Annotated in this window: 18 protein-coding genes; 6 read left to right on the forward strand and 12 right to left on the reverse strand. The window is 65.9% G+C overall.

The features are described from left to right. Positions 1 to 80: 80 nt before the first annotated feature. The gene (locus ACR652_RS19705) at positions 81 to 281 is read left to right on the forward strand and encodes a hypothetical protein (RefSeq protein WP_434508172.1); all 201 of its coding nucleotides are present in this window, start codon (positions 81 to 83) and stop codon (positions 279 to 281) included. 46 nt (positions 282 to 327) lie between these two features. Here the strand turns inward: ACR652_RS19705 and ACR652_RS19710 are convergent, their stop codons facing one another. Beyond that, positions 328 to 1,866, reverse strand: a complete 1,539-nt coding sequence (locus ACR652_RS19710) for a DUF1236 domain-containing protein (protein ID WP_434508173.1) — start codon at positions 1,864 to 1,866, stop codon at positions 328 to 330. Positions 1,867 to 2,550: 684 nt separating this feature from the next. On the opposite strand from ACR652_RS19710, the gene ACR652_RS19715 reads away from it, so the two are divergent. After that, the gene (locus ACR652_RS19715) at positions 2,551 to 2,952 is read left to right on the forward strand and encodes a hypothetical protein (protein ID WP_434508174.1); all 402 of its coding nucleotides are present in this window, start codon (positions 2,551 to 2,553) and stop codon (positions 2,950 to 2,952) included. Between the two features lie 10 nt (positions 2,953 to 2,962). On the opposite strand, the gene ACR652_RS19720 is transcribed toward ACR652_RS19715, so the two are convergent. From ACR652_RS19720 to ACR652_RS19765, 10 genes are all read right to left on the reverse strand, one after another. Next, positions 2,963 to 3,778, reverse strand: coding sequence for a 2-keto-4-pentenoate hydratase (locus ACR652_RS19720; RefSeq protein WP_434508175.1), 816 nt, complete (start codon positions 3,776 to 3,778; stop codon positions 2,963 to 2,965). A gap of 115 nt (positions 3,779 to 3,893) precedes the next feature. Next, complete coding sequence (locus ACR652_RS19725; protein ID WP_434508176.1) at positions 3,894 to 5,531, reverse strand: efflux transporter outer membrane subunit; 1,638 nt, start codon at positions 5,529 to 5,531, stop codon at positions 3,894 to 3,896. Next, positions 5,531 to 6,655, reverse strand: a complete 1,125-nt coding sequence (locus tag ACR652_RS19730; RefSeq protein WP_434508177.1) for an ABC transporter permease — start codon at positions 6,653 to 6,655, stop codon at positions 5,531 to 5,533. The genes ACR652_RS19725 and ACR652_RS19730 overlap by 1 nt, the downstream gene beginning before the upstream one ends. A 3-nt stretch (positions 6,656 to 6,658) precedes the next feature. Continuing rightward, entirely contained in the window at positions 6,659 to 9,427 is a 2,769-nt protein-coding gene (gene rbbA, locus ACR652_RS19735; RefSeq protein WP_434508178.1) for a ribosome-associated ATPase/putative transporter RbbA, read from the reverse strand. Between the two features lie 42 nt (positions 9,428 to 9,469). After that, entirely contained in the window at positions 9,470 to 10,495 is a 1,026-nt protein-coding gene (locus ACR652_RS19740; RefSeq protein WP_434508179.1) for an HlyD family secretion protein, read from the reverse strand. Between the two features lie 111 nt (positions 10,496 to 10,606). Beyond that, positions 10,607 to 11,782, reverse strand: coding sequence for an acetate/propionate family kinase (locus ACR652_RS19745; RefSeq protein WP_434508180.1), 1,176 nt, complete (start codon positions 11,780 to 11,782; stop codon positions 10,607 to 10,609). Positions 11,783 to 11,872: 90 nt separating this feature from the next. Then, positions 11,873 to 12,280 carry a hypothetical protein gene (locus tag ACR652_RS19750; RefSeq protein WP_434508181.1) on the reverse strand — a complete coding sequence of 136 codons (408 nt, stop codon included), beginning with the start codon at positions 12,278 to 12,280 and terminating at the stop codon, positions 11,873 to 11,875. Between the two features lie 13 nt (positions 12,281 to 12,293). After that, positions 12,294 to 12,584 carry a general stress protein gene (locus tag ACR652_RS19755; protein WP_434508182.1) on the reverse strand — a complete coding sequence of 97 codons (291 nt, stop codon included), beginning with the start codon at positions 12,582 to 12,584 and terminating at the stop codon, positions 12,294 to 12,296. Between the two features lie 146 nt (positions 12,585 to 12,730). Then, positions 12,731 to 12,958, reverse strand: a complete 228-nt coding sequence (locus tag ACR652_RS19760) for a hypothetical protein (RefSeq protein ID WP_434508183.1) — start codon at positions 12,956 to 12,958, stop codon at positions 12,731 to 12,733. A gap of 105 nt (positions 12,959 to 13,063) precedes the next feature. Next, the gene (locus tag ACR652_RS19765; RefSeq protein WP_434508184.1) at positions 13,064 to 14,125 is read right to left on the reverse strand and encodes a tyrosine-type recombinase/integrase; all 1,062 of its coding nucleotides are present in this window, start codon (positions 14,123 to 14,125) and stop codon (positions 13,064 to 13,066) included. A 380-nt stretch (positions 14,126 to 14,505) separates the two neighbouring features. Between ACR652_RS19765 and ACR652_RS19770 the strand changes: the two genes are divergently transcribed. Next, complete coding sequence (locus tag ACR652_RS19770) at positions 14,506 to 14,802, forward strand: hypothetical protein (protein ID WP_434508185.1); 297 nt, start codon at positions 14,506 to 14,508, stop codon at positions 14,800 to 14,802. Between the two features lie 182 nt (positions 14,803 to 14,984). Further along, a complete protein-coding gene (locus ACR652_RS19775; protein WP_434508186.1) occupies positions 14,985 to 16,706 on the forward strand; it encodes a DEAD/DEAH box helicase in 1,722 nt (573 codons plus the stop codon). A 13-nt stretch (positions 16,707 to 16,719) separates the two neighbouring features. On the opposite strand, the gene ACR652_RS19780 is transcribed toward ACR652_RS19775, so the two are convergent. Next, the gene (locus tag ACR652_RS19780) at positions 16,720 to 17,409 is read right to left on the reverse strand and encodes a spermidine synthase (RefSeq protein ID WP_434508187.1); all 690 of its coding nucleotides are present in this window, start codon (positions 17,407 to 17,409) and stop codon (positions 16,720 to 16,722) included. A gap of 156 nt (positions 17,410 to 17,565) precedes the next feature. Between ACR652_RS19780 and ACR652_RS19785 the strand changes: the two genes are divergently transcribed. Together ACR652_RS19785 and ACR652_RS19790 are read left to right on the forward strand one after the other, a co-directional pair. Next, positions 17,566 to 17,793 carry a GCG_CRPN prefix-to-repeats domain-containing protein gene (locus tag ACR652_RS19785; RefSeq protein WP_434508188.1) on the forward strand — a complete coding sequence of 76 codons (228 nt, stop codon included), beginning with the start codon at positions 17,566 to 17,568 and terminating at the stop codon, positions 17,791 to 17,793. Positions 17,794 to 18,031: 238 nt separating this feature from the next. Continuing rightward, a complete protein-coding gene (locus ACR652_RS19790; protein ID WP_434508189.1) occupies positions 18,032 to 19,045 on the forward strand; it encodes a DUF4331 family protein in 1,014 nt (337 codons plus the stop codon). The last annotated feature ends 76 nt before the right edge of the window (positions 19,046 to 19,121 follow it).

A 19,121-nucleotide genomic window follows, 5' to 3' on the forward strand; every position in this document is an offset into this window, starting at 1 on the left:
ATGAATATATGCTTCAGGGCTGGTTAAGCCGGAGTGGCTGATTCTGCGTGTGTTGCGGGGGCAGCCAAGGAGCATCCAAAATGAAGAAATCAGTTCTTTTCGCTTTCGCCCTTCTGCTGGCCGGCTCCGCGTCGGCTCTGCCGAGCTACGCCGCCGAAGGTAATGAGTCCGGCGCGGCTGCGACCGAGCCGATGAAGTCCAAGCCCGCGAAGCGTCACACCCACAAGCACGAGCGCCATTCCTTCAACGCCAAGGCGCATCGTCACCACCGCACGGCCTGAGCCGCATGGAACGGCGCCGGGCAGGGTCCGCCCGGCGCCGCCTCGTTCACCTCGGCTCCTCGATCATGTCGACGACGATCCGCGTATCAGGGTCGACCAGCACCACCTGATCATTGAGCACGAAATAATCGAAGCGCTCGACGTCCGGGGCCTCGGCGGAGATGGAGCGCGGAACGGGCTCGATGTCCACCGATTCGGGAACGCGATCGCCCACCCGCACGCAGACTTGCCGCAGATTCGACCGGGCTTCGTTGATCACGCCACGATAGAGCGCGCGCTCCTGCCGATGATCGAGATGCACGCGCGGGGCGTAGCCATAGGCTTCGCCGCGCCGCTCGCGGCCGCCACGGAAGCGTTCCTCCCGCTGCGCCGAGCGGCCTTCATAACGGCCCTCGCGCCCTTCGTAGCGGCCTTCGCGCCCCTCATAGCCGCCGCGGAAGCCCTCACGCTCCTCCGACCCGTAGCCATAGCCGTAGCGGGCGCCCGGTCCGCCCTCTCCGAGCACGGCCACAACCTCGCGATCGCCGGGATCAATGATGGCGATATCGTCGCCCACCATCACGTAATTGTAGCCCTGGAACTGCGGGACCAGCGCAACAACGTCCGGGGGCAGGGGGGAGAACTGCACGGACGGAGGCACGACCGCGCCAATCGTCGGGGTGAAGACATTCGGCCCGATCCTCTGAACGTCCGTTCTCTGGGAAAGAATCGAGCGCACACGGGTCTCGTCGCGCTGGCTGAGCTGCACGCGCCCGCCCTGCGCCTCGCGTCCGCCACGCCCGAAAGCGTTGCGGTCGGCTTCGCCGCGCGGCGTCGCCTCCGCCCCCCGGGTCGAGCGATCGAAGGCGCCCCTGTTCTGCTGCTGCGCGCCGGGCTCCATTTCGCCGCGCTGTTCGCGCTGGCCGGGCCTTGCGTTCCGTTCGCGTTCGGCCTGAGCCGCGCCGCGCTCATTGTCCCTGGCCCCGAAGCGCTCCGTCTGGCCCGCGCGGCCCTGATCGGGCTGGTTCGCCTCTCCGCCGCGTTGCGCCGTGGGGGCGCGCTCCTTCTCCTCGTCCAGTGCGCCGCGTCTTTCGTCGCGCCGATCTTCTTTCCTCCCGGCCGCTCTGTCTTTTTCCTCGCCTTTCATCGCCCCTTGCTTGTCTTCATGCTTGCCGGAAGCGCCATGTTTTTCTTCATTCTTTGCCGCGCCGTGCTTTTCATCATTCCTGGTCGCGGCGCCGTGTTTCTCTCCTTCCATCGCGGCCTCGCCGCGTTTCTCCTCGTTCTTGGTCGCGGCGCCGTGCTTTTCTCCTTCCCGCGCGGCCTCGCCACGTTTCTCTTCGCCCTTGTCCATGGCTCCAGTCCGGCCGCCCTTGTCGGCGTCGCGCGCGCCGGGCTCCCGATTCTGCTCCTGCGCCCGCTCGTCGCGCCGCTCATGGCGCTGCGCGGCCGCCCCCTGCTCGCCGGGCTTCTGCGGGCGCGCCGATTCGCCTTGCTTCGCAGCCTCGCCGCCGGTCGGAGTGTGGCGGACGTCCTGCGCATAGGCCTGGGAAAGGCAGAGCGACAGCGTCGCTGCGGCCGCCGAAAGAAAAAGCCTGGTTCGCATCGCGGTCTCCATCTGACGAAAGCGGCGGCGCGCCCGGCGCTGGGGCGGTCCGTCGCGCTGGCTCGGGTCCGTAATGCCGTGCAACGCGCATAGGCGTGGAATGTTCGTGCGGAGCGGCAAACGAACACCCCGTCCGCGGAGGCCGCTCAGACGAATGAAGGCGTTTTTATTTCAGTGGCTTGCAGAGTGGCTGGCGGGGCTGTGTCCGGCTGGCCGCCGCCAGGCCTCTCCGTCTGGATCACGTGGACGGAGGCTCGATAGGGCTTGACAAAAACCGCCCCCTCCGTTGTGATGTGCCTCGCGTAAAGCTGCAAATAACGACGCCATTCAATGGCGTTCCCCAGAGGGAGGTTCAAATGGGTTGGCTTGTTCCCGCTTGCATGTTGGCGATGGTCATCATCTCCGCTGTTACCCTGACGCGTCTCTGATCGCTCAGGTGAGAGAATGACCGGCCCCAAGCGGTCCGGTTTCAAGGCCGTCAGCGCAAAAGCGCTGGCGGCCTTTTGCTTTTCGGGCGTATCGCCACCGCGCTGCGGCCGCGGGTTTTTCCGGCGCTCCGGAGCAGGGGACGGCCTTCGGCTGTGTATCAGATACATTATGTTACATATATGTATTGAAACGAGGCCCATTCTGTGATTTCAATCAAGGGTATATGCGGCTGATTTGCTTCTGGGGTATGGCGAAATGGTTTTTCGGTCATGGATCTCGGTCGCATTGTGGAGCTTCTTTCTGCTCCTGTCCTTTGCCCTCGTTTTGGGAGCCGGCTGGCCCGCGCCGCTGCTCATCTGTCTCCTGCTGTCGCTTTATGCGCTGCAAGGGCTCGTCAGCGACTGGTTGGGCGTCTCCGCGGATCGCAGGGGCGTTTCGGCTCCGAACCGCCTGATCGGCAGGCTGCCCCTGCTGACCCTCTGGCGCATCGATCTGCGCAGGGGATCCTTCAATCGCATCGACCGCCATGGACCGACGTCGGTCGCGATTTTCCGGGGGGGCTCGCCTGTGATCGTCGATCTCCCGAGCGCCGAGGCGCGCAAGAAATTCCTCTCTCACTGCAAGAAGGTGTTCCCGGAGGTCCACGTCACGGCTTGAGGCGGCTTTGTCAGGCGGTCGGGCTGACGCGCAGGCTCACCTGTCCGAGCGCACCGAAATCCGCGACCACAGCGTCGCCGGCTTCGATTTCCAGCGGCGGCATGCAGGTTCCCGTCGTCACCGCCTGACCGGCCGCCAGCGTGACGCCGAGAGACGACAGGCGGTTGACCAGCCAGGTCAGCGCGAAGCGGGGATCGCCCAGCACCGCGTCGCCGCGTCCATCGCGGCTCCAGCGCCGTCCCGCGGCCGTCCGCACATGGCCCTGGACGGCGTGGCCGCGCAGATCGAGATCGCGCCAGAGATCCGGCGCGGCGGGGCCGAAGATGAAATGTCGCGTGCAGGCGTTGTCCGCGATGAGCTGCGCCTCTCCGGCGCCGGCGAAATGCTCGAATCGCGAATCAGGCATTTCCAGAGACGGATGCAGGCTGGCCACTGCCGCCAGCACCTCTTCCTGCGTATAGGCCGTGTCTCGGGGCGGCAGGTCCCGCGCCATGCGAAACGCAAATTCGGGTTCGGCGACGCGCATGCGATTCCCGGCGAAGGGCGCCTCCGCCCCGTTTTCCAGAACCTGGCCGGACAGAAGCCTGCCGGCGAGCGGCCCCGACACCTGGATATGCGCCTGTCCGACCGCGCTGGTCGCGGCGATCTTCCAGCCCCAGACGCGACGGCCCGCGACCTTGGGCAGTTGCGCCTGAGCCGCATATCCCTCGGCGGCGGTCGTCGGGCGACAGGCCACCGGCAGAGCGTCCAGCGTCGTGCGGGCCTGCCAATGGCTCCAGATCAGCCGGGCGGCTTCTTCGGCTTTGGCGGTGTCGTCGGGGGTCATCGAATCAGTCTTTCGGACGCAGGGGCCGGCCAGCCGGCATGGAGGGCGCAACCTAATCCGGCGGTGTCGCGGCGTGCAATGAGCGCGAGCCTGTCCCGGTGATTGACAGGCCCCTCTAATCGGCGGGCCGACCGGGGGGTTGCGGCGCGGCCTCGAAGTCGGGCGGCAACAGCGGCGGCAGGGCGCCGGCCGGCGTCGGCAGCGGCAGATCGGCCGCCGGGGGCGGCGTCGGCGCGGGCAGCAGATTGCCCCAGTCCGTGCGGCGCATCATCTGCGCCTGCATGGCTTCCGGCACGATGGGCTTGCCGGCGCGGATCTCCCAGCCGCCCCCCAGCGCCTTGTAGAGCGCGACGAGATTGGTTGCGATCGACGCGCGGGTGTCCGCCAGCTTGTTGCGCTCATCGAGCAGCCGCGCCTGCGCGTCCAGCACGCGCTGGAAATTCTCGGCGCCCTCGCGATACTGGATGAAGGCCAGCTCGACGGCCCGCTCGGCCGCCGCGACGGAGCGTTGCAGATTGCCCGCCCGCTGCTGCGCCTTGAGGAAGCCGATCAGCGCGTCCTCGACCTCGCGCGCCGCCCTGAGCACCGTGTCGTCGTAAGAGACGAGCGTCTCCTGAAAACGGGCGTCCTGCGCGCGGATGGCGTCGGCGATTCGCCCATAGTTCAGAATCGACCAGCGGAAACTCGGCCCCGCCGAGAGAAACAGGCTCCCCGGCGCGAAGAGCTTGGCCACGTCCGACGCCTGCACGCCAATGTCGCCGAACAGGAAGAAGCGCGGATAGAGATCCGATTCGGCGATGCCGATGCGCGCGCTTTCAGCGGCCGCGTTCATCTCGGCGGCGCGAATGTCCGGGCGCCGGCGCAGCAGCTCCGCCGGCATGCCGACGGCGACGCGCGGCGAGGCGGACGGAATGCGCTGCGGCCCGCGCAGCAGGCTGTCGACGCCGCCGGGCGGCTGGCCGAGCAGAACGCTCAAGGCGTTCTTCGCGCGCTGGAGGCCTGTCTCCTGCTCGGGGATCGACGCGAGCGTGTTTTCCAGCAGCGCGCGCTGCTGCACGACATCCAGCTCCGAGGTCGCGCCGGCGCGGAACCGCGCTTCCGCGATCTGAAGCCCCTCCCGCTGCAACGTCACGTTTTGATGTGCGATCTGGAGGAGAGTTTCATAGGTGCGCAGGGTGATGTAGCTGCGCGCCACTTCCGCCGTCAGCGAGACGAGGGCGCTGTCGTAATCAGCGATGGTCGCCATCATCCGCGCCTCCGCCGCCTCCACGTTGCGGCGATAGCGGCCCCAGAAATCAATCTCCCATGTGGCGTCGAAGCCGATGGAGTAATCAGCGAAGGCGTGTTTCGGGAGATTGGCCTTGTTGGCCGCCCGCTCGCTGATCTTGTCCCAGACGCCGGCGCCGGAGCCTTCCTGCTGCTGCGGGAACATCTGCCCGACCGCGACGCCGAATTGCGCGCGCGCCTCCAGAATGCGCAGACCGGCGATCTGCACCGGCAGGTTCTGCTCGGCGGCGGTCTGAACCAGCCGGTCCAGCGTCGGATCACGGAAGGTCCGCCACCAGCCGATCTTCACCTCCCCGTTGGAAACGCGGCGGTCGCCTTTTTCGATCCAGTTGTCCTGCACTGGCGCCGGGGGCTCCCGGAAATCCGGCCCCAGGGCGCAGCCGCCGAGCGCCAGCGCAAGGCCCAGAGCGGGGAGCGCGCCCGTGCGGTCGGAGGGGTGTGAAGTCCTGTGGAGAAACGCGCGCATTATTTCGTCACCGCGATGGATTTCCGGAACAGCGAGAGGCTGTAGCTGAAAAAGGCGAGCCCCACGGCCGCGACCATGAGGAACTGCGGCCAGACGGCGCCAAGGCCGCCGCCGCGATAGATGATCTTCTGCGAGAAGGCGACGAAGTGCCGCGACGGCAGGAAGAAGGTCAGATATTGCAGCCAGACCGGCTGGCTCTCCACGGGCGTCGAACCGCCAGACAGCAGTTGCAACACCACCACGACGAGGATGATGAGCAGAGCGAACTGCGCCATCGAGCGGCAGATCGTGCCCAGAAAAATGCCGAGCGCGGTCGCGAAGAAAAGATAAAGCAGCACGCCCGAAAACCACAGGCTCACTGAGCCCGCGAACGGCACTTTCAACGCGCTCATCACCACCAGATAGAGCGAGGCGGCGGTGGCGAGCAGGATCACGAGGCTGTTGGCCCAGACTTTCGCCATGGCGATCTCGAAGGCCGTCAGCGGCATGACGAGGAGATGCTCCAGCGTGCCATGCTCCCTTTCGCGGATCACGGCGGCGCCCGTCAGAATCACCGTAAGCATCGTCACCTGATTGATGATGCCGACGACGCTCGTGAACCAGGAGGTGTCGCCGTTGGGATTGAACAGACGTCGCACCACGAGGTTGATCGGCTGCTGGCGCGCGTCGTCCGAGCGGGTGAAGAAGGTCGCGATGCGCTTGTTGATGATGTTCTTGATATAGCCCGCGCCGATCGCCGCCTGCTGCATGGCGGTGGCGTCGATGCTCAACTGAATGTCTGGATGGCGGCCCGCGCGCAGGTCGGACTCGAAACGCGGCGGGAGGGTCACGACGAACATATAGCGCCCCTCGTCCATCGCGGTCTCGACCTCCTGGGCGGAGATGACCTGCGGCTCCTGGAAGCGGGGCGGATAAAAGGCGTTCATCAGCTCCTTCGAGAGCGCTGAATTGTCCTCGTCGACAAAGGCGATGGAGGCGTTGTTGACCTCGCTCGACGTGCCCGTCGCCTGCACATAGATCGCGCCCGTGAAGGCGTAGACGACAAAGACCATCATCACCATGTCGCTGCCGAGGCTGCGCAGCTCCTTGATCCCGAGCCAGAGGATGTTGAGAAGCGAGATCACGGCCTACTTCTCCTGCTTGCGCAGCGCCATCGCGCTGACCGCCCACAGCACGGGAATGCAGCAGGCGAGGAAGATCACGTCCTGCATCAGGAGATCGGCGCCGAGGCCCTTGGTGAAGGCGCCCTTGCTCGCATGCATGTAATAGCTCGTCGGCCAGATCGTGCCGACGAGCTTGGCGCGGCCGGCGAGGGTCGAGACGGGCTGCAACAGTCCCGAAAACTGGATCGTCGGCACCAGTGTGAGGATGGCGGTGATGAAGACCGCCGCCACCTGGCTGCTGACGAAGGTGGAAATGACGAGGCCCATGCCCGTGGTCACGGTGACATAGAGCAGGGTGCTCAGGGTGAGCATGAGGAAGCTCCCCTTGATCGGAATGCCGAAGACCAATATCGCCATCAAAACGAGGATGGCGTAGTTCACCATGCCGATCACGATATAGGGAAGCTGCTTGCCGAGCAGATATTCGAAGCGCCCGGTCGGCGTGACGTAGAAATTGATAATCGACCCCAGCTCCTTCTCGCGCACCACGCTGATCGCCATCAGGATGGCCGGGATCAGGATGAGAAGGATCGGCGGAACGCTCGGGACCATCGCATAGACGCTCTCGAACGTGGGGTTGTACATGTAGCGGTCCTGGAATTTCGCCGTGTATTTCGGCACCTTGCCGCTCAGCTCATTGGCAGGGTCCTTCAGCGCGGTGTCCTGCACGCTCTGAACATATTGCGAGACGGTCTCGCCCCGGAACGTATTGGCGCCGTCGACTTCCGCCAGCGCCTCCGGCCGGGCGCCCCGTCTCAGGTCGCGCCCGAAATTCGGAGGAATTTCCACCACCAGCGAAATGTCGTCCGAGCGCAGCCGCGCCAGCGCGTCCTCGGCGGATGTCACGGGCCGCGTCTCGACGAAATAGCGCGGCGTGCCGGCGAACTGCTCCAGATAGGCGCGGCTTTCGGGCGAGCGGTCCTGATCGAAGGCCGCGTAGCGGATGTTCTCGACATCCGTCGTGATGCCGAAGCCGAAGACGAGCATCAGCACGGCGGAGCCCACAAAGGCGAAGGCCAGACGCACCGGATCACGCAATATCTGCATCGCCTCATTGGCGGTGTAGGCCAGCATGCGGCCGAGCCGCAGGGCCATGCCGGTCAGATGGTGATCTTCGGCCCGAGCCGCGGCGGGCGCGGCCGTCTCTTCCAGTTTGACGGCCGGGGCGCCGATGGCGTCCTCCATATAGCCGATGAAGGCTTCCTCCAGCGACGGCGCGCCGCGCGCCTCGATCAATCTTTGCGGCGCGTCGCAGGCGAGCACCTTGCCCGCGTGCATGAGCGAGATGCGGTCGCAGCGCATCGCCTCGTTCATGAAATGCGTGGTGACGAAGATCGTCACGCCCTGATTGCGCGACAGATCAATCAGCAGCTCCCAGAAACTGTCGCGCGCCACCGGATCGACGCCCGAGGTGGGCTCATCGAGAATGAGCAGCGGCGGATCATGCAGAACGGCGACCGCGAGCGACAGGCGCTGCCGCAGGCCCATGGGCAGATCGCCGGCGAGCGCGTCGAGATAGGGGCCGAGCCCGAATTTCTCGACAAGCTGCGCGATGCGCGCCTGCGCGACATCGTCGGGAATGTGGTAGAGCTTCGCGTCGAGAACGAGGTTCTGACGCACGGTCAATTCGCCGTAGAGCGAAAAGGCCTGCGTCATATAGCCGATCTTGCGGCGCACCTCGATGCTGCCGGCGTCGACCGACTGGCCGAACAGCGTCGCCGAACCTTCGGTCGGCGGCAGCAGGCCGGTCAGCATCTTCATCGTCGTGGATTTGCCGCAGCCGTTCGAGCCGAGGAAGCCGAAGATTTCCCCGCGCTCGATGGTGAGCGTCACGTGGTCCACGGCGACGAAATCACCGAAGCGGCGCGTCAGCCCCTTTGCGTCGATGGCGATGTCTTTCTCGCCCGCCGGGCGGGGCGGGATCGTCAGTTCGACATGGCCGCTGCGCGTCTCCTCCGGCAAAAGCTGGATGAAGCATTTTTCGAGGTCATGGGTTCCCGTGCGCGCCATCAGCTCCGAAGGCGCGCCCGTCGCCAGCACCTTGCCCGCGTCCATGGCAACGATCCAGTCCCACCGCTGGGCCTCGTCCATATAGGCCGTGGAGATCATCACGCTCATGCCGGGCCGGCTGGCGCGAATGTCGTCGATCAACGCCCAGAACTGGCGGCGGGAGAGCGGATCGACGCCTGTCGTCGGCTCATCGAGGATGAGAAGGTCCGGCTCATGCACGAGCGCGCCGCAGAGCCCGACTTTCTGCTTCATGCCGCCGGAGAGCTTGCCGGCCGGGCGGCCGGGAAAGGGACCGAGGCCCGTCGCGTCGAGAAGCTCCTTCACCTTGGCGGCGCGCGCGGAGGCCGAGAGGCCGAACAGACGCGCCATGAAGTCGACGTTCTCCTGAACGCTGAGTTCGAGATAGAGATTTTTTCCAAGGCCCTGCGGCATGTAGGCGATGCGCGGACAGGCGTCGCGCCGGTGGCGCGCGTCGGCCATGTCGCCGCCGAGCGCAAGAACCGTCCCCTGCTGGATGATCTTCGAGCCGGCGATCAGCGCCATCAGCGTCGATTTGCCGACGCCGTCCGGACCGATGACGCCCACCATGCGGCCGGCCGGAATGTCGAGCGAAAGGTTGTCGAGCGCGAGGGTCGCGCCATAGCGATGCGTGACGCCTGTGATCGAAACGACCGGGGCCGCGCTGAGGGTTGGCGTGTCGGCGACTGGCGACTCGATGCTCATGGGCTCCCCGGCTGGTTGCGCCGCTGCGTCAGGCCGCTGGCGTCAGCGCTTTTCGTCCGGGGCGGCGGATTTGCCGTTCGTGTCCGGCGGCGTCACCGTGTTCTGGAGCCAGGCCGGCCACTGCGCGCTCTCGTCGAGCCGCACATAACCGACGCCGCGAACGCCGGTCTTGATGTCGTCGATGAAGCCCGACACGATCTTCTCGGGGACCTTGATCTTCACCCGAAACATCAGCTTCTCGCGCTCGCTGCGCGTTTCGACCTGCTTCGGCGTGAATTGCGCCTCGGGCGACACGAAGCTGACGAAACCCGCGATGGAGCGGCCGGAGGTATGGTCGAAGACGATCCGCGCTTGCGCCCCGAGTTTCACCTGCGCGGCTTCTCGCGCTGGCAGAAAGATCTCCATATAGACGTCTTCGAGATTGACGAGCGTCATCGCCTTGCCGCCCGCCGCCAGCACTTCGCCGACTTCCGTCAGGCGATAGAGCACGCGGCCGAGAATCGGCGAGCGCAGCGTCGCATCGTCGATGCGTGTCTGAATCGTGGCGACCTTGGCCTGCGAGACCGCGACTTCCTGCTGGATCGTGCGCAGCTTCGCCTCTTCTTCCAGAAGAGTCGCGGAGGTGGTCTTCAGCGTCGTCTGACGCACGTCGAGTTCGCGCTGGGACCCCGCGCGCTGCGCGACGAGACTCTTGCTGCGCGCGACTTCCACCTTGGCAAGATCGATCTGCGCCTTGCTGCGGACGATGGTCGCCCTGGCGACCGCCTCTTTTTCCTGCGTGGCGACGACATTGAGCTTGGCTTCCTCGAGCTGCGCCTCCAGCGTGTTGGTGTCCATCTGCACCACCACGTCGCCGGGCTTCACGAGGTCGCCTTCCTGAAAGAAGATCTGTTTGACGCGCAGCGATTCCTTCGGCGAGATATCGACGAGCTTGGCCTCCAGGCGGCCGTTGCCGGACGCAAAGCCCTCGGGCAGGGCGGTCTGCTGCTCGCGCCAATATTTGTAGCCGAAGAAGGCGCCCACGCCGATGACGGCGGCGGCGATCAGCAGCATCCTGTTCGTGAACATGGTCTGGTCGCCTCGCGCGCGATTCTGTGTCTCTTGCGGAAGCCTAGCCGCGCTTGGCTCGCGAGGAAACACCAAGTTGACGGTCGCCCGGCGCGTCACGCGGGCGGCGCGTCACCGATCGCTCATGAGGCGCATCACGCTTCTTGCGATTTCCAGCTCTTCATTCGTCGGGATGACGAAAACGGCGATTCGCGAATCGGGGGCGGATATCGTGAGGTCGCCACGAAGATTGGCTGGCTCATCCAGTTCGAGCCCCAGCCAGGCGCAGCCGGCCGCGACCTCCGCGCGCGTCTTCGCGTCGTTCTCGCCGATGCCGGCCGTGAAGACGAGGGCGTCGAGACCGCCAAGCGCCGCCGCGAGCGAACCGATTTCGCGCAGGATGCGATAGACGAACAGCGCAATCGCCTCCTTCGCCGCCGGATCGTCGGCGGCGCGCAGCGTGCGCATGTCGGAGGAGAGGCCAGAGACGCCGAGCAGGCCGGACTGACGATAGATCAGATCCTCCAGCTCGCGGGCGCCCATGCCATATTGGTCGATCATATGCACGAGCACGCCGGGATCGATGGCGCCGCAGCGCGTGCCCATCATCAGCCCATCGGCGGCCGTGAACCCCATGGTCGTGGCGACGCTGCGCCCGTCCATGACGGCGCAGAGGCTCGCGCCGTTCCCGAGATGGGCGACGACGACGCGCCCGCTGGCGATCTCCGGCGCCAGCGCCTTCAGCCGGCCCGTGACATATTCGTAGGAAATGCCATGGAAGCCGTAGCGCCTGATTCCATCGGCGGCGTATTTGCGGGGCAGGGCGAAGGCCTGCGCGAGCGGCGGCTGGGTCTGATGGAAGGCGGTGTCGAAACAGGCCACCTGCGGCAAATCCGGATGCGCCGCCAGCATGGCGCGAATGACGGCGAGATTGTGCGGCTGATGCAGGGGCGCGAGCGGGATGAAGGCCGCGAGCCTCTCCGCCGATTCGGGCGTCAGCACCACGGGCGCGGCGAACTCCCCGCCGCCATGCACCACCCGATGGCCGACGGCGGAGATGTCGTGTCCGTCGAGCCAGGGCGCGACGAGGCGCATCATGGTCTGCGTCGCGGCGGCGTGGTCGAACCCCTGCGGCGGCAAATCCTCCTTCAGCAGAACCCCGCCGCCGGCGTCGGAGAGCCGCGCCCGCGGGGTTGCGCCAATCCCCTCGATCAGCCCCTTGAGCCGGAGAGTGGGGGCGTCGGCGACGCCGTAGATGGCGAATTTGATGCTGGAGGAGCCGGCGTTGACGACGGCGATGCTCGACATGCTCTCACACCCCTCGGGCTGACGGCGCGGACAGACGCCGCATCGGGCGAAAGCCGACGCCGATGGCAATGAGCAAAAGGGCGCGGGATGTCAAAATTCGGGGATGTCGATCCTGAGCACGGCGACGCCCGTTCTCTGGGCTTCCGCGAGCAAGGCCTCCGTGCTCTCGCCGCCGCCGAACGCGACAACCAGTTCGGGCGCGTGCTCCTTGAGCATTCTCATATTTCGCTGGATGGTGGTTTCCCGGCTGTTCCTGCGTTCGACGGAAGACATCGGGACGCCGTTGATCGTGGCCCAATGGGTGGCGAGCCGTTCCGCGCCGCCCTCATTGCCGCCGACGATGCGCGTGAACGGCTGCGCAGCGTGCAGCTCGCTCATCTTGTCGGCGACGAACTTCCTCTCCGCCGACGCGCGCCGGATTTCTCCGCCTGCGTCGACGCCCGTTGTGGTCTGACGCGCCCGTCCGACGTTCCGCCCGCCGCAGACGATCGCCTTCATGACGCTCCTTTTCCTATCCTTGCCCCGTCTCGGGGCGCATGCGCCTGGCCTCGCGTCCGCCTTGGGCGGCCAGGCCGCCCTTCTTGCCGGCGTTCGCGGCGAGCGCGGGATCCTTCGCGAAAGAGCGGCTTTCCGCCGGGACGGATTTGCCGCCCTTGCGGCCCGCCTCCGCCGCCAGAGACCGATTCTTCGCAAAGCTCCTGTTTTCGGCCGAGACGCTCTTGCCTCCCTTGGCCGCAATGGCCCGACGCTTCTCGGGGTCCATCGAAGCGAAACCGCGTGTGCTTTTCTTTGGCGTGTCCATGGAAAATCGCATCCAATAGCGCAAACTGGACACAACCTAGCAGGGCGCAACGCTCCAGTCTCGGGTTGCGCCCCAGTTTGGGCTGCAATCTTTATATCTTATTCGTGCTCAACGAATTTTTTGCGACAGCGCAAGCATTGGACCCGTCAGTCCTCGCTGTGATGCAAAAGGGTCCAGACGAGGCCGACGGAGGCCGGAATGGCGCCGATGTACAGCAACATGAGGTCGTTCGGCTTGTAAGCATAGGCCGCCGCCATGGCGGCCGCGCCAAGACCCAGCAGGACATAGGGCGCGAATGCGCGTCCGCGCGTCACGAGCAGAATGATCGCTGTCAGGGTGACCGGGACGAAGGCGAGGAGAATCAGAATTTTCATGGGCGCGCCGACTGTTGGCCTCTTGTGGGGGGGCGGATTGGACCCTGGCTTCTTCGCCGGCCTGATCGGCCGTCGTCAATAGGCGACGGCGGCGCGCGGTTCCTCTTAAAGTCCCGCGGCCTTGGTGAGATTGACCCGAAACCGGTCGCGTTTCCTCTGGTAGCGGCGCGTCATGTCGGGAGAGGCGTGGCCGAGATGCCTTTGCACATGCGCCTCCTCGATCTGCGCCGAGGACGCCAGACCGGCGCGCAGGGAGTGACCGCCGAAGGCGCGCTTGCGTTCGCCCTCCGTCAGATCGCCGCGGATGCCGGCGGCCAGCGCCGTCTTCTGGACAAGGCGGGCGACATGCTTGTCGGAGAGTCGTTCGGCCGCGACGCCGCCATTCTTGCGCGCGATCGAGCGAAACAGAGGACCATGGGCGATGCGCCCGAGCCGCATCCAGGTCTCGAGCAGGGCGACGGGGCAGGTTTCCGGGCGCGAGCCCCGGCCGATTTCGACCTCGCGCCAGCCGGTCTTGCCACAGAGTTGCAGCACGACGCCGCCGTCGTTGCCGGGCGTCGCGCCGGCCGGAACGATCTCGATCCAGCCGGTTCCGTCCTCGCTCTGGTCGGGACCACAGTCGAGGCCCACGATTTCGGAGCGACGCAGGCCGCCGGCGAAGCCGATGGCGAGAATGGCGCGGTCACGCAGTCCACGCAGGTCCATCTCCAGCGTGGCGAGCATGGCCAGCAGCTCATCCGCGAAAATCGCCTCCTTCTGGACCGGAGGGCGGGCATGTTTGCGGCGAATGCCGGCAAGCACCGTTGCAACATGCGGGTCGGCGGCGTCCAGCGGCAGACCGAGCTGGCGGTAGCGCCAGCAAACGCCGGACAGGCGACGCTCGAGCGTGGACACGGTGACGCCGGCCTCGGCCTGCGCCGCGAGATAGATGCCGACGGTCTGCGGGTCTGGCGGGGTTTCGGGAAAGCCGTTGCGGCGCAGCCAGGACGCGAAGCGCCGCCAGTCCGACTCATAGGCGCGCACCGTGTTTTCAGAGCGAGCGGCGCGGGCGTATGTTCTGGCTGTCTCGGCGAGTCGGGTGAGGCGGGGGTCGGACAGGGCAGGGGTGTTGGCCTCGGCGCCTGTCGCCGGGGCGTCGCTGGCGTCGAGGTCGGGGTCTTGCGCCATATGATCCTCTGGGGCGGACGGACAGGCGGCTGTGCTCCTGCACGGCTGTCCGATAAGCGCACATTATCGGACACACGCGCCGACGGACAAGCCCGGCGGATCGGGCATGAAAACAGTCGACAAAGCGCCGCCTCGGCGCGGAGCCGCCTCGGCGCTCGCTTAACTCCGATCGTGGCTCTGGGGGCGCTGAAGCTTCCACGCGCCGTCCCGTCTCGTCCAGCGCCAAGTGCAGCCATGGTGAAGAGCGCAAGACAATCTGGACGGCGCGCCCATTCCGCGTGGCGGTCGCTTACCCCGAGCGTCTCATGCCCTAGATCATGTGCGAGCGGCCGCCCGCGCGTCGCCTCCTCAGGTTCGACTTGCTTTTCCGGGGCACAAGAATGAACACCGCCAATCTTCAGCTCGAGGGTTTATACGTCGTCCTCTCCGCCCTGCTCGCCGCGCTGCGCGAAAAGGGCGTTTTCGAACAGCGCGAGCTTGAGACGCTCCTCCTGGAGACGGAACAGAAGCTCGCCGCGGACACCGAGCGCGCCGCGCAATTGCGTGACGCCAATATGGAGGCGATCAGCTTTCCCGCCAGATATCTGAGGCAGGCGCTTCAGTCGTCGGCAGGAAGCGCCGACCAGTCCTTCACCCAATTGGCCAACCGTGTCGGACGGCTGAAGCGCGAACGCTGAGGAGCGCCGCGCGAGAAGGATGGTTATGGTTGCGCCCGGGAGGGAAGCGTGCTCCAAGAGGGTCCGCCTCTCGCGCCGGCGGGTTCAGCGCCATCGAAACGCGACGATCCGTGGAGGGCGCGCCCATCCGCCGAAGGCACACCCTGCCGGCGTCTCTCCTACCTTTCCAGGCTACTGACCGCGTGACTTTCTTTCAAACGGACGCCTCGCTCGCCCGCGCGCTCGCGGAGCGGAACTACATCTCCCCCACGCCCGTGCAGGCGGCGGTTCTGGCGAGCGAGACCGAGGGCGGCGACATCCTCGTTTCGGCGCAGACAGGCTCCGGCAAGACTGTCGCCTATGGGCTGGCCATCGCGTCGGCCATTCTTGGCGACGCCGGGACCATCGCGCCGCCGCGAGAGCCGGTCGCGCTCATCGTCGCGCCGACGCGCGAACTTGCCTTGCAGGTCGAGCGGGAGCTCGGCTGGCTTTACAAATATGCGCAGGCGCGGATCGTGGCCTGCGTGGGCGGCATGGACGCGCGTCTCGAACGCCGCAAGCTTTCTGAAGGCGCGCAGATCGTTGTCGGCACGCCCGGCCGGCTCCGCGATCACATCGAGCGTGGCGGCCTGGTCACGACAGGGCTCGGGGCCATCGTCCTCGACGAAGCGGACGAAATGCTGGACCTCGGCTTCCGCGAGGATCTGGAATTCATTCTGGAAGCCGCGCCGCCCGAGCGGCGAACGCTGATGTTCTCGGCGACCATGCCGAAAGGCATCGCGGCGCTCGCCAAGCGCTATCAGCGCAACGCGCGGCGCATCGACGTCGCTGGCGGGGAGCGGGGACACGCGGACATCGAATACCGAGCTGTCCGCGTGGCGCCGAACGAGACGGAGCACGTCACCGTCAATCTGCTGCGTTATTTCGAGTCGGCGACCGCGATCGTCTTCTGCAACACGCGCGAGGCGGTCAGACATTTGCACGCGACTTTGCTCGAACGGGGCTTTGCGGCCGTCATTCTATCGGGTGAACTTAGCCAGCACGAGCGCAATCACACCATGCAGGCGCTCCGCGACGGACGTGCGCGCGTCTGCGTCGCGACCGACGTCGCCGCGCGCGGCATCGACCTGCCCAATCTCGGGCTCGTGATCCACGCCGATCTTCCGCACGACACGGAAGCCTTGCAGCACCGCAGCGGCCGCACGGGACGCGCCGGCCGCAAGGGCGTCAGCGTTCTGCTGGCGCCGGCGTCGCGCCGCCGCCGCGCCGAACGCCTGCTCGCCGAAGCGGGCGTTCACGCCCAATGGAGCGGCCCGCCGACCGCTGAGGAGATCCACGAACTCGACCAGAAGCGGATGCTTCAGGACCCCCTGATGACGGAGGCCCCGAGCGAGGAGGATATCCGCATGGCGAGTCTGCTTCTCGCCGAGCGCACGCCCGAGCAGCTCGGCGCGGCGCTGGTCCGTCTATACCGATCGCGCCTTCCGGCGATCGAGCAGGTGGAGGACCCCGGAGAGGCGCCCCAGCGACGCGAGATGCGGCATCCGGGAAGGGACGCGCCCACCCGCGAGGCGCCGGGCAAGCGTTCGCATGCGGCCGGTCCGCCGGGCGAGACGGCGTGGTTTCGCCTCAACATCGGCCGCAAGAAGAACGCCGATCCGAAATGGCTGCTGCCCATGCTGTGCCGGCGCGGAAACGTCACCAGGCAGGACATCGGGGCGATCCGCATTTTCGACTTCGAGACGAAGGTGGAAATCGCGGAGGCGGTCGCGGCGGATTTCGCCGCCAATATGGCGCGCCCGAGCGGCGACAATATTCGCGCCGAACGATCGAGCGCCCCGTCGCCAGGACGCGCGCGGCCGCCGGAAGGCGCAAAGCCGAACGCGAAAAAGCCAAATCAGAAAAAGGCGCCAAGGGAGAGGTGAGCGCGGTCCGGAGTCAGCCCGGCGGGCGCTTTCCGCGATCGCGCGTCGCGATCCAGACGATGTGCCGGGCGCCTTTCTTGCCATTGGCGCGCACCTTGACCTCATCGACGCCGAAGCCGGCCCTGTGCAGCCGCTGCGTGAAAGTGCGATCCGGCGCGCAGGACCAGACGGCGAGGACTCCTCCGGGAAGGAGAGCGTCGCGCGCGGCCGTTAGTCCCGCCATGGTGTAAAGGCCGTCGTTCTCCTCGCGCGTGAGACCGTCGGGACCATTGTCGACGTCGAGCAGGATGGCGTCATAGCCGGCGCGCGTCCTGCGGATGAGCTGGCCCACATCGGCTTCCTGAATCGACACGCGCGGATCGGTCAGGCTCGCCCCATGCAGCTCAGCCATTGGACCGCGCGCCCAGGCGACGACCGCCGGAACGAGTTCCGCGACGTCGACCCGCGCGCTCGCGCCGAGCGTCGCGAGCATCGCGCGCAAGGTGAACCCCATGCCCAGCCCGCCGATGAGGATGCGCGGCGCCGCGCAGTCATGCAGTCTCTCGCAGGAAAGCGTGGCGAGCGCCTGTTCGGACCCGCTGAGGCGACTGTTCATCAGCTCGTTGTCGCCCAGCATGATCGAGAATTCGGCGCCCCGGCGCATGAGCCGCAGCGCGCCGCCGCCCGGTATTTGCGCCGTGTCGATCAGGGACCAGGGGATCACGCTCGCGTCTCCTCTTGTTCGCTTCGCGTTACGACAACGTCAGCGTCGCAGCAAGTGACTGCAACGATTGGCGAGCGAGCAAAAATCAGGATTGGCGCAATGGCGCAACTGCGAAATTCAAGATAGCGTAACCCGATTTCAACCAGAGGAGAACTTATGACGTATTCTCGCATTTTGGTGGCGGCGGCTGTCATTGGCCTTGGTTTCGCCTGCGCGCCCACAGCGTCGAACGCCATGCCGGCGGGCTCGATGTCCGACGCCGTTCAGGCTCCCATCGAGAAAGTGTACGGCGGTTGCGGCGTTTACGGGCACCGTGGCCCCTATGGCGGTTGCAGGGCCGGCGGACAGGCCGGTGGATGGCGTTACCGCTATCGCCGCTGGTGATGTGATCGGTCTCCTTGTTTGGGAACGTCCCGAGGACAAGCCTCCTCGGGGTCGTTCTGGCTGAGGCCGCGTTAGCCTCACCTCTACCGAGAAATGGCGGCCCGCCAATACGGGCCGCGTCATGGCCTGTCCGCGCTGCGAAGAGCGCGTTTTCAGTTTCGGAAAATCAAGATCATGGCTTCAATCGCTCTCTCTGCGGGGGCGACATATATGCGTTGCGACATTGGAGGGCAGCATCATGTCCAATCATTTCACCGGGCTCAGCCTTGGCCCGCCGCTCGACGACCAGCGGCTCGATCTCTGCGACCTTTATGTGTTTCAGTCTCCCGCGGACAGCACGCGGACGGTCATCATCCTCAATGCGAACCCGTCGGCGGACGGATTTCACCCCGACGCCATTTACCGGCTGAATATCGACACTGACGGCGACTGCCTGACCGATGTGGCGATCAGCTATGTGTTCTCGCCGGTGACGGATGGACGGCAGACAGCAAGCGTCTTCATCGCGAAGGGGGCCGAAGCGCGCTCCGCCGAGGCGGTCGGCCAGAAGATCATCTCCGATGCGGAGGTCTCGTTCGCGGGCGCGCCGCAGATCGTTGCGGCCGGACCGTATCGCTTTTTCGCGGGAAGCAGAGGCGACGCCTTCTTCTTCGACCTCGACGGCATTCTCAAGCTTTACGACACCAAGGGCGGACGCAATTTCACGTCTCCGCAAATGGGCGGCAAGGCCCCGTGGACGGGGATCGATTCAAATCTCGAAGCCAATGTCGGCTCGATGGTCATCGAACTGCCGACGGCGGAGCTTGAGCCGAGGCCGCTCATTCGCGTCTGGGGCAGATGCAGCCTGCGCCGCGACGGAAAGCTTCTGCATGTGGACAGGGCAGGGCATCCCTCCGTCAGCAGTTTCTTCAACACCGACGACACGAAGGAAGAGTACAACGCCAGCGAGCCGGTCAATGATCGCAATCGCTGGCTTGCCCAGTTCGTTCATCTGATGGGCCATACGGGCGATTATTCGGACGACGAAGCGGTTCGCGCGATCGACGCCGAAGGCATTCTGCCCGATATGCTGAGCTTCGATCCCTCGAAGCCCGCGGGCTATCCCAACGGCAGGCTTCTCACCGACGATGTGTTGAACAACAGACTGGCCTTCCTGTCGAAGGGCGAAATCCCTCATGATGGGTTGAAGCCTCATACCGACCTTCTCAGCGTGTTTCCCTATATCGGCGCGCCTCACCCGAAGACGGCCTGAGCGGAAGACAGCACGCGATCTCCGACCTTTGGGAGCGGAGATCGCGGCGCTTGCCTTGACCATCCAGTGATTTCAT

Origin of the sequence: Methylocystis sp. (genome assembly GCF_051061225.1) — a bacterium.
Classification (GTDB): domain Bacteria; phylum Pseudomonadota; class Alphaproteobacteria; order Rhizobiales; family Beijerinckiaceae; genus Methylocystis.